Origin of the sequence: Sphingosinicella humi, from assembly GCF_003129465.1 — a bacterium.
Taxonomy (GTDB): domain Bacteria; phylum Pseudomonadota; class Alphaproteobacteria; order Sphingomonadales; family Sphingomonadaceae; genus Allosphingosinicella; species Allosphingosinicella humi.
In genome coordinates, this window is the sequence record NZ_QFFF01000001.1 from 1,778,709 (window position 1) to 1,791,981 (window position 13,273).

Annotated in this window: 13 protein-coding genes, 1 tRNA gene and 1 pseudogene; 6 read left to right on the forward strand and 9 right to left on the reverse strand. The window is 64.4% G+C overall.

What is annotated here, in order from left to right:
• The first annotated feature begins 251 nt into the window (after positions 1-251).
• Positions 252-863, forward strand: coding sequence for a histidine phosphatase family protein (locus DF286_RS08890; protein WP_109271109.1), 612 nt, complete (start codon positions 252-254; stop codon positions 861-863).
• Between the two features lie 66 nt (positions 864-929).
• Here DF286_RS08890 and DF286_RS15405 read toward each other — a convergent pair.
• Both DF286_RS15405 and DF286_RS08900 read right to left on the reverse strand, forming a co-directional pair.
• Positions 930-1,274 (reverse strand): annotated as a pseudogene (locus DF286_RS15405) (DUF6165 family protein); the annotation flags it as partial.
• Positions 1,157-2,179 carry a glycosyltransferase family 9 protein gene (locus DF286_RS08900; RefSeq protein WP_146193585.1) on the reverse strand — a complete coding sequence of 341 codons (1,023 nt, stop codon included), beginning with the start codon at positions 2,177-2,179 and terminating at the stop codon, positions 1,157-1,159. The pseudogene DF286_RS15405 and the gene DF286_RS08900, both read right to left, overlap by 118 nt.
• A gap of 159 nt (positions 2,180-2,338) precedes the next feature.
• Here DF286_RS08900 and DF286_RS08905 point away from each other — a divergent pair, with 159 nt between their 5' ends.
• From DF286_RS08905 to DF286_RS08915, 3 genes are read left to right on the forward strand one after another with little or no spacing between them, the layout of a single operon-like run.
• Positions 2,339-3,118 carry a TIGR04290 family methyltransferase gene (locus DF286_RS08905; RefSeq protein WP_109271110.1) on the forward strand — a complete coding sequence of 260 codons (780 nt, stop codon included), beginning with the start codon at positions 2,339-2,341 and terminating at the stop codon, positions 3,116-3,118.
• Positions 3,119-4,033: a beta-xylosidase gene (locus DF286_RS08910; RefSeq protein WP_109271111.1), complete on the forward strand. Its 915-nt coding sequence runs from the start codon at positions 3,119-3,121 to the stop codon at positions 4,031-4,033. It abuts the gene before it with no gap.
• Positions 4,030-5,157: an inositol-3-phosphate synthase gene (locus DF286_RS08915; RefSeq protein WP_109271112.1), complete on the forward strand. Its 1,128-nt coding sequence runs from the start codon at positions 4,030-4,032 to the stop codon at positions 5,155-5,157. The genes DF286_RS08910 and DF286_RS08915 overlap by 4 nt, the downstream gene beginning before the upstream one ends.
• 16 nt (positions 5,158-5,173) lie before the next feature.
• On the opposite strand, the gene DF286_RS08920 is transcribed toward DF286_RS08915, so the two are convergent.
• A complete protein-coding gene (locus tag DF286_RS08920; protein WP_109271113.1) occupies positions 5,174-6,274 on the reverse strand; it encodes an FUSC family protein in 1,101 nt (366 codons plus the stop codon).
• A gap of 322 nt (positions 6,275-6,596) precedes the next feature.
• Positions 6,597-6,672: transfer RNA gene (locus DF286_RS08925), tRNA-Ala, on the reverse strand.
• Positions 6,673-6,910: 238 nt separating this feature from the next.
• On the opposite strand from DF286_RS08925, the gene DF286_RS08930 reads away from it, so the two are divergent.
• Together DF286_RS08930 and DF286_RS08935 are read left to right on the forward strand one after the other, a co-directional pair.
• Positions 6,911-7,969, forward strand: a complete 1,059-nt coding sequence (locus DF286_RS08930; protein WP_109271114.1) for a DUF2171 domain-containing protein — start codon at positions 6,911-6,913, stop codon at positions 7,967-7,969.
• Between the two features lie 124 nt (positions 7,970-8,093).
• Positions 8,094-9,086 carry an NADP-dependent oxidoreductase gene (locus DF286_RS08935; RefSeq protein ID WP_109271115.1) on the forward strand — a complete coding sequence of 331 codons (993 nt, stop codon included), beginning with the start codon at positions 8,094-8,096 and terminating at the stop codon, positions 9,084-9,086.
• A gap of 3 nt (positions 9,087-9,089) precedes the next feature.
• Here the strand turns inward: DF286_RS08935 and DF286_RS08940 are convergent, their stop codons facing one another.
• The 5 genes from DF286_RS08940 to DF286_RS08960 all read right to left on the reverse strand — a co-directional run bounded on the left by DF286_RS08940 (position 9,090) and on the right by DF286_RS08960 (position 13,186).
• On the reverse strand, positions 9,090-10,532 hold the full coding sequence (locus DF286_RS08940; RefSeq protein ID WP_109271116.1) for a UdgX family uracil-DNA binding protein: 1,443 nt from the start codon (positions 10,530-10,532) through the stop codon (positions 9,090-9,092).
• Positions 10,533-10,538: 6 nt separating this feature from the next.
• Positions 10,539-11,783, reverse strand: a complete 1,245-nt coding sequence (locus DF286_RS08945) for a putative DNA modification/repair radical SAM protein (protein WP_109271117.1) — start codon at positions 11,781-11,783, stop codon at positions 10,539-10,541.
• 50 nt (positions 11,784-11,833) lie between these two features.
• Complete coding sequence (locus DF286_RS08950; RefSeq protein WP_146193586.1) at positions 11,834-12,250, reverse strand: hypothetical protein; 417 nt, start codon at positions 12,248-12,250, stop codon at positions 11,834-11,836.
• Between the two features lie 179 nt (positions 12,251-12,429).
• The gene (locus DF286_RS08955) at positions 12,430-12,756 is read right to left on the reverse strand and encodes a hypothetical protein (protein ID WP_109271119.1); all 327 of its coding nucleotides are present in this window, start codon (positions 12,754-12,756) and stop codon (positions 12,430-12,432) included.
• Positions 12,757-12,805: 49 nt separating this feature from the next.
• The gene (locus tag DF286_RS08960) at positions 12,806-13,186 is read right to left on the reverse strand and encodes a bactofilin family protein (protein WP_158274650.1); all 381 of its coding nucleotides are present in this window, start codon (positions 13,184-13,186) and stop codon (positions 12,806-12,808) included.
• Between the last annotated feature and the right edge of the window lie 87 nt (positions 13,187-13,273).

The window sequence follows — 13,273 nt, forward strand, 5'->3', positions numbered from 1 at the left end:
CCGTTAGTGGATTGTTATGTGAACGAACCGAGTTGAACCTGTTGTTGTTCCCACCGGCCAGTTCATTGCGTATCCGTAGCGATTTTTAAGGTTTACATAGGTTTAGTTTGCATCATCTTCTTCATCATCAACCGATCAAAAGCGGACATAGTTCCGCAGCAGTTCCATTGCGGAAATGTATCGAGGGCCGGAGCGGCGTCGTTCAAGAGTCGATCGTTGTAGATGATGCCTGATCGACCAAGTCGCCGCCGGTGACGACCGACATACTCCTAATTCGCCATGCTGCGCATGTGGATCTGGGGCAGGTCCTGACCGGGCGGCGGCGCGATGTGGCGCTGAGCAGGGAAGGGCTGGAACAGGCGACGATTATAGCCGACCTGCTGGGTGCCGAACCGATCGCTGCCGTCTACTCGTCGCCGCGGGAGCGCGCTTACTATACGGCACGCGAAATCGCCGACCGGCATGAGCTCAAGGTGCGTATCGCCGAGGATGTCGACGAGATCGACTTTGGCGAATGGACGGGCTTGTCCTTCGACGCACTGGAGGGCGATCCCGAGTGGCAGCGTTGGAACGAAGCCCGCGGCACCGCTCGTCCGCCCGGTGGTGAAAGCATCGGGGAGGCAGCTGACCGGGCGGCGCGTGCACTGGAACACATCGCCCACGATCATCCCGGCAAGACGGTCGTTTGCGTCACCCATTGCGATGTCATCAGGGCCGTGGTCGCCCGCTACCTCGGGCTACCCTTCGACAACCTGCTTCGGTTCGACATCGATCCGGCCTCGGTCTCGCGGCTCGTCATAGGCGAATGGGGCGGCCGCCTCGTGTCGCTCAACTGGAGATGGTGGCTCGAATCGGACCGCTAGCCCCGAGAGCGACGAGGCTCCGGCATGATAGCTCTTCTCTTCGATTATCGGGGAGTCGAGGAGGATGTTGATTTCACGCTTGAGCGCGGCCCGCCGGTCATTGCTCTGGTACACGCAGCGCGCGAGCCGGATGAACTCCGGGCCGAAATCGGCGTCCGTCTCCCTCTGTCTGATCGCCTCTTCAATATCCCATAGCGACGCGTTCACCTCCCGAAGCTGCTCGATCAGCAAGACGACGGCGGTTCTGCGCATGACTGGCGAGGCCACGCCCCTGAGAAGGCCATATTCCTTGTTCACGTTCCCGACGGCGGTCGAGTCAGCGATCCGTTCTCGCTTGAGGTCGAGGATCGTGATCTTGTCGAGCAACTCTCCCCAGGACAGGGGAACGAGCGGGCATGCGGCGTCTCCCATTGATCCGCTCCTCTGAACTGTTCGGCTACGAACGCTTTGAGTTGAGCAAGGTCCCGGCCGACCTGGGCGATGGGTGAGCTCCAGTCGCCCGGCGCGGGCTGAACATAAAGTCGCATCGAAGGATACCAGTCGCTCCGGCACGACAGGGGCGACCATCGCCAATCGGGCTCGTGTTTCAGGAGCAGCCAGACCGGCTTCCCTAAAGCCCCGGCGAGATGCGCGATGAAGGTGTCGACGGTGACCACCAGATCGAGGCCGGCGATCAAGCTCGCCGTCGCCTCCACATCATGAGGACATCCTTCGGGGTTGAGGACGGGAAGGTTGGTGGGGCCGCAATCCAGCGTGAGGCAGGGCCACCGTTCCGCAAGGGGAAGAAGGCGTTCTGCAGGGATGGAGCGATGGCTGTCCCAGGCACCGGCCCGACCGCACAGCCCCACCGTGCCCTTCGGGAGCGATGCCGCCTCCGCTTGAAGATAGGGCGGAGCAACGCTCGAAGGCGGCGTCCGGAGCGCGAATGCCAGCTCCATGATCTCGATGTCGCAATCCGATTCCGCGCTGGGACTATCGGGATCGAAGGCGACGATCCGATCCACTCCGGGAAAATGGTCGAGCAGGCAGGCGAGCCGCGGCTGGACCTCGATCGCGACCGAGGCAGCGCTTTGCCGCAGGATGGGAAGATAGCGCGCGAACTGGATCGTATCCCCCAGCCCGTGATAGCAGCGAACAAGCACATGCCGCCCGTCAAAAGATCGGCCGTCCCATACCCATCTGAGGTGATAGGGTGTCGAAGGATCGTCCCGCTTTCCGGGATCGCGCGCCGCGAGGATGCCTTCAGATAGCTTCCAGGCGAGCGCGTAATCGCCCCGACGGACAGCTCCGGTCCAGTCATGGCTGGCTACCGACATGTTCCTCTAAGTTGCTGCTCCCCCTTTGGTTCCGGCCCATGCGGTAAAATGCCGGCCAGGGATGATCGAGCCGCTGCGGAACAGGTTTCGCCGGCAACCGTTGCGCAAGCGAAGCGTCTTTTTAGAAACGGTGACGAACGCAATGCACGAGAATTCCGAATGAAGCTCGCGGAGCGCAGCAGAGCGGACGAGGAGCTTCGTGACAGGGTCGAGGCGCTCGGCCCCTGGTTCCACAACATCAATCTGGGCGGCGTCTGGACTGCGGGCGACCACTTCCTGGGGGACTATCCAGGTGAGAAATACCGCCGCTTCGCGCCTCATCTTCCAGCCGATCTCAGCGGCAAGAGCGTGCTCGACATCGGCTGCAACGCCGGCTTCTACTCGATCGAGATGAAGCGCCGCGGGGCGAAGCGCGTGCTCGGCATCGACAGCGACGATCGCTATCTGGAGCAGGCGCGTTTCGCCGCCGACGCGCTGGATCAGGAGATCGAGTTCCGCAAGCTCTCCGTTTATGACGTCGGCGCGCTCGGCGAGAGGTTCGACCTCGTCGTCTTCATGGGCGTGCTCTACCATCTGCGCCATCCGCTGCTCGCGCTCGACCTCATTCGCGAGTATGTCGCTGGCGACATGCTGCTTTTCCAGTCGATGCAGCGCGGCTCCCCCCATGTCTTGAAGACTGAGGAAGATTATCCGTTCGAGGAATCCAGCGTCTTCTTCGAGACCGGCTATCCCAAGCTCCATTTCGTCGAGCGAAAATATGCGCACGACTGGACCAACTGGTGGGTGCCGAACCGGGCCTGTGCCGAGGCGATGCTGCGCGCGGCCGGTTTCGCCATCGAGAAGCGGATCGAGGAGGAAGTTTATATCTGCCGAACGGCGCCGGTGCCGTTTTCGGAATGGGGTGAAGGCGCGGTCTATCCGGCGCAGGGAGGCGAATAAGTGATCGAAGCGGCGATGATCTGGAACGAGCCCAATAATAAGTCGCATTGGGACCCTGAGCTCGATCCCGAATGGTCGATCTTCGCCAAAACCGCGATCGAGGCCGGCAAGGCGATCGCCTCGGTCAACCCGGACGTGAAGCGGGTGCTGGGCGGAATCTCGCCCATCGATCCGCACTTCATCAATCGCATGAAAACCATGGGCGTCCTCGACGAGGTCGATGTGGTGGCGGTGCACGGCTTCCCGCTCGACTGGAACTTGTGGCCGATCCACGAATGGCCCCAGCGCATCGCCGAGATCGAAGCCGTCGCGCCCGATCATGAAATCTGGGCGACCGAAGTCGGCGTCGGCAGCTTCGGCGCCGAGGAAGTGCAGGTGTTCGGTCTGGAGAAGACCGCGGAGCTGCTGCTCGGCCGCGTGCCGCGCGTCTTCTGGTACAGCCTGTTCGACCTGCCGCGCGAATGGGAGGCGACGACCCGCCACCGCGAGGCCGAAGGCTCAAGCTATTACCGCCATTTCTACATGGGACTCATCAAGGAAGACGGCACACCCAAGCTCGCGCTGGAAAACTTCGCGCGGCACAGCCCGCAGATGGGCATCATGCAGTGGTTCCATTTCGAGGATCCGCGCCTCGACGACGCCGTCGCCTGGATGAAGCGGCTCGGCGTTACCCATCTCCGCACCGGGCTCAGCTGGTGGGACAGCTACCGGCCCGGCTGGGAGGCCTGGTTCGACCGGCAGATGGAGGCGCTCGAGGCGTTCGAGACGACGGTCACCTTCTGCTTCACGCCCGATCATGAGGGCGTCGCGCCCCACTATACGAGCCCCCCCAAGGACCCGATGTATTTCGCGGACTTCTGCGCGCGGATGATCGAGCGCTACGCGCCGGCGCAGAGAAAGGCGGCGGTCGCATGAGCCTGCACGATCCCGGACGTCACGATATCAACGTCGCCCTGGTCGGCGTCGGCAATTGTGCCAGCTCGCTGGTGCAGGGCATTGCTCATTATCAAAATGGCGGCGCCAACGAGCAGATCGGCCTTCTGCACTGGGACCTTGGCGGCTATCGGCCGAAGGATATCAAGTTCGTCGCTGCCTGGGACGTCGACGAGCGCAAGGTCGGCCGCGACATTTCCGAAGCGATCTTCGCCAAGCCCAATTGCACGACCGTCTTTTGCGATCATGTCCCGCACGCCGGCGTCAAGGTGCGCATGGGCTGTATCCTCGACGGCTGGTCCGACCATATGGCCGACGCTCCGCCCGAGCGCACCTTCCTCCTCGCCGACGCGCCGGAGCCGGACAAGGCCGAGGTGATCGAGACGCTCCGCGAGACGAAAGCCGACGTGCTCTTGAACTATCTGCCGGTCGGTAGCCAGCAGGCGACGGAATTCTACGCCGAATGCGCGCTCGAGGCCGGCGTTGCCTTCGTCAACAACATGCCGGTCTTCATCGCAAGCCACCCGGCCTGGGCGCGCCGTTTCGAGGAAGCCGGGGTTCCCGTCATCGGCGACGACATCAAGGCCCAGCTCGGCGCCACCATCGTCCACCGCGTCCTCACCGATCTCTTCCACAAGCGCGGCGTGAAGCTGGACCGCACCTATCAGCTCAACACCGGCGGCAACACCGACTTCCTCAACATGCTGAACCGGTCGCGCCTCAAATCGAAGAAGGTGTCGAAGACGGAAGCCGTGCAATCCGTTGCCGAGCATCGCCTCGACGACGAGAATATCCATATCGGTCCCAGCGACTATGTCGCCTGGCAGAACGATAACAAGATCTGCTTCCTGCGCATGGAGGGCCAGGTCTTCGGCGGCGTGCCGATGAACCTGGAGCTGCGCCTGTCGGTCGAGGACAGCCCCAATTCGGCGGGCGTCGCCATCGACATGATCCGCTGCGCCAAGCTCGCCAAGGACCGGGGCCTCGCCGGCGCGATCGACGCCCCCGCCATGTTCTTCTGCAAGCATCCGCCGCGCCAGCTTCCCGACGACGAGGCCTATGAGGCGCTGGAGGCGTTTATCGCAGGCGAGGCCGGCCGCCTCTGACCGCGGCGGCGCTGGATCATTGATCGAGGTCTGCGAGCCGCTTCGGCGACAGCCGGCGCAGCACGCGTCCGAACCGGCTGCGGAAGCCCGGGCTGTGCAGCGCGACTGCGCCGATGAAGCCGATGTATGCACCGAGCAAGGTGTCGATGAAGCGCGCCTGGATCAGACCGGTGCTGGACTCGTCGCCGAGCATCGGCGCCTCCGCAAGCAGGATGGTCAGCGGCGTGATGAAGATCGCGGCGAAGCCATAGTGCCGAACCACCGCGGTCTCGATGAGGAACGTCAGCAGGATGATGGCGATTGCGATCGTCCATCCGTCCTTCAGCACCAGCAGCAGTACCCAGGTGACGCCTAGGCCGATACCGGTCCCGAGAATGCGGTGCACCTGCCGGTTCCATGAAGCCCGGAGCGACAGCCCCTGAAGGACCGCAAGGCAGCTCACCGGAACCCAATAGGCCTTTTCGAGCGAGAGCAGCTGCGCGACGGCCAGCGAGAGGCCGACCAGCAAACCGATGATCACCGAATCCACCCAGACATAGTCGTAAGTCGGCTGTTGGATCGCGGGAATGGGATCGGGCCGCCTGCGCCTGAGGATATGCAGGCTGTAGAGGAAGGCGATCAAAACGGCGTTGATGCAGCCGATGGCCAATATGCCGGTCCTGAACAGCGCATCCGCCAGGGTTCCGGGCGAATAGGCGGCGATGGCGGCGGTCATGATGAAGAACAGGCTGCCGGGCGCAGCCACCCGATAGTAGCGGCAGACCATCGTCACCAGGATCGCGCAGAGAGTGATGAGCGGCACCCTGGCGGCAGGCACGAGGTGGCTGAGCGCACCCAAGGCGAAACAGCTGATCATCCCGAAGGCGCACGCCATCAAGGTGACCATGCGGTGGTGCATCGGCGTGGACGGCAGATAGAGGAAGACGAGCCCGGCAAGAGCCGCCACGACGCCTTCCGCGACCCGATCGAAGGCCGCCGCGACGAGCATCGGGCCGCCGCTGGCGATCGCCGCCGCGAAGGGCATCTGCCAGGGACGGTCGCTGGCCTTGATCGTCACCAGCTCGCGCCATTCGCGAACAACGAGGTTCCTGATCAAGGTACGGTCGGGAACTTTCATGTTGCTCCAATCAAGCGTGCCGGGGCTTGTCTCGGCCGCGCATGGTGAACTCCGTTGGGCGCGACCGAGGGGCTCGTCCTCAACGCCGGTCTGCGGCTGCGGTTCGGAAGTGAGCACCAGACCCGGCTGCCCGGTGGCGCAGCGACGCGCGCGAAAGCTCTTCGGCGAAGCAACCTTGGACGCCGCCGCAGTCGCAACCTTAATTTCGGCAGCGGATTGTCAGCTACCGGTCAGCTTAGCGCCTTCTCGAAAGTCCCGACGAATTGCTGAGTTTTCCGAGACCCACGATCCTTTGTCATCGTTGGTTATGTCTACGGAAGGTTGGTGGAGCCGAGGGGAATCGAACCCCTGACCTCTGCAGTGCGATTGCAGCGCTCTCCCAGCTGAGCTACGGCCCCGCGCCTGTCGGGCGAAGGCGCTCCCCATAGCCGCGCCGCGCGCCGGGTGCAATGCGGCATTTCATGTGCGCGGAAGCCTCGTCAAAAAGGAGAACGGTCGTTCCGCCGCCGGGCCGCAACGGGCTGGCCCTCGGGGCTGGAACGAGGCTCTCCCTTCCTTCGTTTCATCACTGGAATGCAAGCGCGGACTCACCGTCCGTGAAGCCGGCGAACCATCAGGAAAAGAAGGAGAGTCTTCATGGCCAATCAACGTGGCGACTATCGATACGGCAACCAGTATCGCTCGCAGGATCGATGGCGCGATCGCGAGCGTGGATCACGCTATGGCGGCGGCTATCGCGGCGACGAGGAGCGCGGCTCCCGCTACGGCGGCGGCTATCGCGAGGATGAGGATCGTGGCTTCTTCGACCGGGCCGGCGACGAAGTCCGCTCCTGGTTCGGCGACGACGAGGCGGAAGGCCGCCGCGAACGCGACCAGCGGCGCTGGGAACGCGAGCAAGGCTATGGCGACCGCTACGGCTCCAGCGATTATGGCGGCGGCTATTATGGCAGCGACTTCAACCGCTCCAACGAGGAATATCCCAGGGGCGACTATGGCCAGGATACGAGTTATTCCGGCCAGTCGGGCTACGCCGGTACGGCGAGCACCTGGGGCGGGTCCGGCTTCGGCGGCTATGGCGCCGGCGGCCGTCGCTTCGACCGCATCGACGTGGGCAGCACCGGCACGCACGGCGCTCATCCGATGTCGGCTCCGGCGGGCAGCACCTATGGAGGCGGCTACGGCATGATGTCGCCGGGCTATGGCGGCTCTTCGGCGCGTTATGCGAGCGTCTATGGCGGCGATATCCACGACCGCAACTATTCGGAGTGGCGCCAGCGGCAGATGCAGCAGCTCGACCGCGACTATGACGAATATCGCCGCGAACATCAGTCCCGCTTCGAGCAGGAATTCGGCGGCTGGCGCGAAAAACGCCAGGGTCAGCGCCAGTCGCTGGGCCAGGTCACCGAGCATATGGAAGTGATGGGCTCGGATGGCGAGCATATCGGCACCGTCGACAAGGTGCGCGGCGACCGGATCATCCTCACCAAGAGCGATCCGAGCGCCGGCGGACATCATCATTCCATCCCCTGCTCCTGGATCGAACGGGTCGATGAGAAGGTGATGGTCAACAAGACGTCGGCCGAAGCCATGGCCGCGTGGCGCGACGAGGACCGCAATCGGGCGCTCTTCGAACGCGAAGACCAGGGCAGCGAAGGCCCGCACGTGCTGAACCGGAGCTTCTCCGGCACCTATTGAGGGCGGTTCCCCCGGTCTCCGCGCGACGGGCGCGGGGACGCACTGGAAGCCCGGCCGCGTGGCCGGGCTTTCTTTGCGGAACGGCCCTGGCTAGGTTGCGGATCGCAACGAGAAGGAGAGGCTCATGACCGGCACGCGCGCCTGGCATCTCGCATCGCGGCCTTCGGGGCTGCCCGATATGACCCATTTCGACCTCAGGGACATCGCCCCCCAGCCGCTCCAGGTCGGGATGGTGCGGGTCGAGAACCGCTGGCTGTCGGTCGATCCCTACATGCGCGGCCGCATGAACGACGTGAAAAGCTATGTGCCGCCCTTCGAGGTCGGCGCGCCGCTGCAGGGCGGAGCGGTCGGCAAGGTCGTGGAATCGCGCTCGCCCGATCTCAATGTCGGCGACACCGTCCTCCACATGATGGGCTGGCGCGAGCAGGCGGTAGGCGAGGCGAAGCATTTCACCAAGGTGCCGGCGATGGGCGTGCCGGACGAGCAGTGGCTCGGCAATCTCGGCCTCACCGGGGCTACCGCCTATTTCGGCCTGCTGCGCGTGGCGGAGGCCAGGGAAGGAGATGTTGTCTTTGTCTCGGCCGCGGCGGGCGCGGTCGGCTCCGCCGTCGTGCAGATCGCCAAGGCCAGGGGCATGACGGTGATCGGCTCCGCGGGCGGGGAGGAGAAATGCGCCTGGGTGCGCGAGCTCGGCGCCGATGCGGCGATCGACTACAAGGCCGGACGTGTCGTCAGGCAATTGATGGACGCAGCGCCCGAGGGAATCGACGTCTATTTCGACAATGTCGGCGGCGATCATCTCGACGCCGCCTTCGCCGCGGCCCGCAACAATGCGCGCTTCGCCATCTGCGGCATGATCGAGAATTACAATGCCGGGCCGCCGCCCAGCTTCCGCTACATCATGCGCGTGATCGCGGCCCGCATTCGCATGCAGGGTTTCATCTTCACCGACTTCATGGCCGAGATGCCCGACTTCTACCGCGACATGGGCAGCTGGATCGCAGAGGGAAAGGTGAAGTCACGCGAGACGGTGCGCGAGGGCATCGAAGCGATGCCGCAGGCGTTTCTGGACCTCTTCTCCGGCGGCAATATCGGCAAGATGCTGGTCAAGCTCTAGGGGTCACGCCAAGGCCTTCGCCCGCTCGCCGATCGCGTGCAGGTCCTCCACGAACCGTGCATATTCCTCCTCGCGATTGTCGCGGACGCGCAGCAGGAAGCTCGGGTGGACGGTGACCCAGGTTTCGCCGGCTTCAAGCGCGTGCGGCTTGCCGCGCGTGGCCGAAATGGTGACCGCCTTGCCGAAGAGGGAGCGGGCGGCGGTGGCGCCGAGCGCGACGGTGATCGGCGGCCGGATCAGCGCCAGCTCCTGCTCCAGCCACCAGCGGCAGGCGGTTATCTCCGGTCCGTCCGGTTTGGAATGGATGCGGCGCTTGCCACGGCGTTCGAACTTGAAATGCTTGACCGCATTGGTGACGTAAGTGGCGGCGCGATCGACGCCGGCGTCGGCCAGCGCCTTGTCGAAAACGCCGCCGGCGGGGCCGACGAAGGGGCGTCCGGCGAGGTCCTCCTGATCGCCCGGCTGCTCACCGACGAAGAGGAGGCGCGCATCGAGTGGGCCTTCGCCGAACACGGTCTGGGTGCCGCATTTGTAGAGGTCACAGCGGGTGCAGCTGCGCGCTTCGGCAACCAACGCCTCCCACGCCGCCAGCGCGTTGCCGCCCGGCTGCAGCCTCTTCTCGGCCGCGACCGCTTCGGCGAGCCCCCCTTCCGCCATCTTCGCTCGTGAGCGCTCGACCATTTCCGCTTCCCGCGCCTGTGCGCCTGCGATCAACTGCCCGACCAACGCGGTCTCGGGCATGTTTTTCCAATATTTCTTCGGCATCTCCTTCAGCATCGCACCGACCTTGACCCGGGCCGGATTGAAGATGGAGGCGTAATAGGTCTTCCAAACCTCCTCGACCTGGTCGCCCGATGGTGCATCGGCGCGGGTGGCTCCGGGCCCCTCCTTGAGCGTCTCGCCGTCCCAATGGAGGGAAAGTTCCGGCGTCAGGATGGACCAGCGCATCGAGGCGAAACGGCGGACGAAGAAGCCCGCATTGGCGCGGACGATATGATGCTCCGGCTCGAACCAGGCGACGTAACGGGTGCCGCCCGCTTCATCCGCCCCCTCGACTTCGCGGAAGCGGAGGAAGGCGCGCATCTTGTGGATGTCGCGGCAGACCGCCTTGGCCATGCTCTCGAGCCGCTGCAGAAGCGGGTCCGCCGCGTCCTCCATCGCGCCTGGATGGGCCCGCAGGCGCAGCAGCAATGTGTAGAGCAAGGCGAACCGCTCCGGATCGCTATGGCAGACGACGGAGCGCGCGAGCTCGATGAACGGGCGCGGGACGGAAAAGGCGGGGCCGTCATCTGACGCCAGCACGGCTTCATCGGCGAACAGGTCGTGCGGCGCATCGCCCACCTGCCAATGGATTTCGCTCGGCGGGACACGGCTCAACGCAAGCGACCGGGCGGCGTCGCGCCATCCTTCGAAATCCTCCTGATGAGCCAGAAAAGCGGTGCGCATGGCGGCTTAAGCCGCGAAGAGCTCGAGCTGTTCCGTCGCGGGCTTGAGGCGCTGCTGAAGGTCGACACGGTCGATCAACGCCGTCGGTCGCCAATCGGCGGCGACGATGAACGGGCGGAGCTTGGCGACCGACACGGTGAGGCGCGCAATGTCGCCGAGCCGGAGACGACGCCAGCGGCGAGAGGCGATGATCCGATCCACCGCTTTTACGCCGAGCCCCGGCACACGAAGCAGCATCTCCCGCGGGGCACGATTGACGTCGACCGGGAAACGCTCGCGAAACTTGAGCGCCCAAGCGAGCTTCGGATCGATGTCGAGCGGGAGCATGCCCGTGTCGTCGGCTGCCGCCACCACCTCTCCCGGCTTGAACCCATAGAAGCGCATCAGCCAGTCCGACTGGTAGAGCCGGTGCTCGCGCATCAGCGGCGGGCGTCGAAGGGGAAGCACGGCGCTCGCATCGGGAATGGGGCTGAAGGCCGAATAATAGACCCGGCGAAGAGCGAAGCGGTCGTAGAGGGTGCTCGCGCGTTTGATGATGTCGCCATCGCTCGCGCCGTCGGCGCCGACGATCATCTGCGTGGACTGGCCGGCGGGGGCGAAGCCCGGAGCGCTGCGAAAGCGCTTCTTCTCGTCCGCGCCCTGGTCGATCGCTGCCTTCATCCCCTTCATCGCACCTTCGATGCGGGCGCCGTCCTTTTCGGGCGCGAGACGCTTCAGCCCCTGCTCGGTCGGCAGCTCGACGTTGATCGACACGCGATCGGCGTAGAGGCCGGCCTTGTGCACCAGCTCGGGGTCCGCATCGGGAATGGTCTTCAAGTGGATATAGCCGCGGAAGTCGTGATCCTCGCGAAGGCTCCGCGCCACCTCGACGATCTGCTCCATCGTATAGTTGGGCGAGCGGATGATGCCGGAGGAAAGGAAGAGCCCTTCGATGTAGTTGCGGCGGTAGAAGGACAGGGTGAGCTGCACCACCTCCTCGGCCGTGAAGCGGGCGCGTCGGACGTTCGAGCTCTTTCGATTGATGCAATAATGGCAATCGAAGATGCAGCTGTTGGTGAGCAGGATCTTCAGCAGGGAGATACAGCGCCCGTCCGGCGCGTAGGCATGGCAGATGCCCATGCCTTCGGTCGACCCGATGCCCTTGCCGCCGGCGCTATCGCGCTTCTTCGTGCCTGATGAGGCGCAGGACGCATCATATTTGGCGGCGTCGGCCAGGATGGCGAGCTTCTCGCGAGTGTCGAGGCGCGGCATATGTTCTATATATGTTCTTGAAGTTCCACTGTCCAGCGAGCGGGGGCCTTTTAGCTGCGCGTCGCTTTGCTGGAACGCGGCTGCTCGGCAAGGGCTGCCATGGATCCGACTCTGGAAGTCATCGACGGTGAGGGGGCGTCTGCGCGGGCAGGTCCTGCGCCGGCCCCGCCGTCCCAGAACTCCTCCCATAGCGCGTCGTTGTCATCGTCCATGAAGTCTTCGCGGCGGTTGGGGGCGGGCGGCTCGGCATTCGCTTCGGCGTGAGGGATGGGTACCCAGATTTCGTCCTGAGCGGCAGGCTCAGCGTGGGCTTCGGCGGTATCCGTCGTGCTGTCCGGTGCCCGGCCGGGCTCGATGTCGGGAGGGATGCCCGGGCCCAGTGTGCGGAGCACTTCCTCGATCGTGGGACGCGTTGAAGAAAAGGCGGCGTGTGCGGCCTCGGTGTCGGCGGCCAGATAGGCCGTCACGGCATTCTCCGGCGGAGTCGTTTGCCACACCACCCGGCATCCTTTGGGGATGCCCCAATCGCCATAGGCGGTGCGGACAAGGTCGCGCCCGCAGCGTTTGCATCGGGCGAAATAGTATCCGGCGTTCCAGCGCGGCCAAGGCTCCGGTCGGTGTCGACCCAAGGCGCAAAGCAGCCTCATCAAAAGCCGGATTCGCCGAAAACATCGGAGACGCGACTCATGTTGAGCCGGGCCCAACATGCGTCCAGCGCCTCATCGAAGAAGGCGATCCGTGCCTCTTTGTGGGGATGATAGAGGGTGATGAAATCGTGAAACTTGCCGATCGAACTGCATTGCACGAGGAAACCCGGCACCACGGGCCTCAACTCGCCCTCCATCAGGGCGGCTCGTGACCGCATGTACCGGACGGCCAAGTCCCGATGAGTGGGCCCCGTGGTCACGACGGCGAAAAGGACGTCTCTCAGCTCCTGCAGCGCCTCGACCATCGTCAATTTCGGCTCGACCACGATCCGTTCCTTGCCCGCTTCGCGCCAGCCACGCGCGCCCCTCGTGGGGTCACTCTATTACGATGACCTCCTGCTGCTGCCTTGGCTGGCCCTGCGGCTCAACGAGCTTCAGCTTGCTGCCTTCATCCTCCACCGGAGCCTTGCGCTTCATCGTTCCTTCGACGCAGCCGCCATTCGCGATCCGCAGCCGCTCATAGATGATGTCGCCGGTAACCAGGGCGCCGGCCTCGATGGCGAGATCTCGCGTGTCGATCGCGCCTTCCACCATGCCCGAGACGCGAACGCGCTCCGCATGGATGCTGCCATTGACCGAGCTGTTCCCTCCCAGAATGAGGGTCGCGCAGCGGACATCTCCGTTCACCCGGCCTTCGATGTGGAGGTCGACCGAAGCTTCGATATTCCCTGTTATGACGATGTCGGCACCGATCATCGAAATGGGGCTCTTCTCGCCATGCGCGTCGCCCGCGCTGGCTGGTTCCGATCTGATGGAAGCATCTCCGCTGGAGCGCTCCGGCTT

Coding starts and splice junctions, on each gene's coding strand:
- DF286_RS08935 (WP_109271115.1), top strand. CDS start 8,094: ATGACCGGCACGCGCGCCTGGCATCTCGCATCGCGGCCTTCGGGGCTG.
- DF286_RS08920 (WP_109271113.1), bottom strand. CDS start 6,274: ATGAAAGTTCCCGACCGTACCTTGATCAGGAACCTCGTTGTTCGCGAA.
- DF286_RS08915 (WP_109271112.1), top strand. CDS start 4,030: ATGAGCCTGCACGATCCCGGACGTCACGATATCAACGTCGCCCTGGTC.
- DF286_RS08905 (WP_109271110.1), top strand. CDS start 2,339: ATGAAGCTCGCGGAGCGCAGCAGAGCGGACGAGGAGCTTCGTGACAGG.
- DF286_RS08960 (WP_158274650.1), bottom strand. CDS start 13,186: ATGATCGGTGCCGACATCGTCATAACAGGGAATATCGAAGCTTCGGTC.
- DF286_RS08930 (WP_109271114.1), top strand. CDS start 6,911: ATGGCCAATCAACGTGGCGACTATCGATACGGCAACCAGTATCGCTCG.
- DF286_RS08940 (WP_109271116.1), bottom strand. CDS start 10,532: ATGCGCACCGCTTTTCTGGCTCATCAGGAGGATTTCGAAGGATGGCGC.
- DF286_RS08945 (WP_109271117.1), bottom strand. CDS start 11,783: ATGCCGCGCCTCGACACTCGCGAGAAGCTCGCCATCCTGGCCGACGCC.
- DF286_RS08900 (WP_146193585.1), bottom strand. CDS start 2,179: ATGTCGGTAGCCAGCCATGACTGGACCGGAGCTGTCCGTCGGGGCGAT.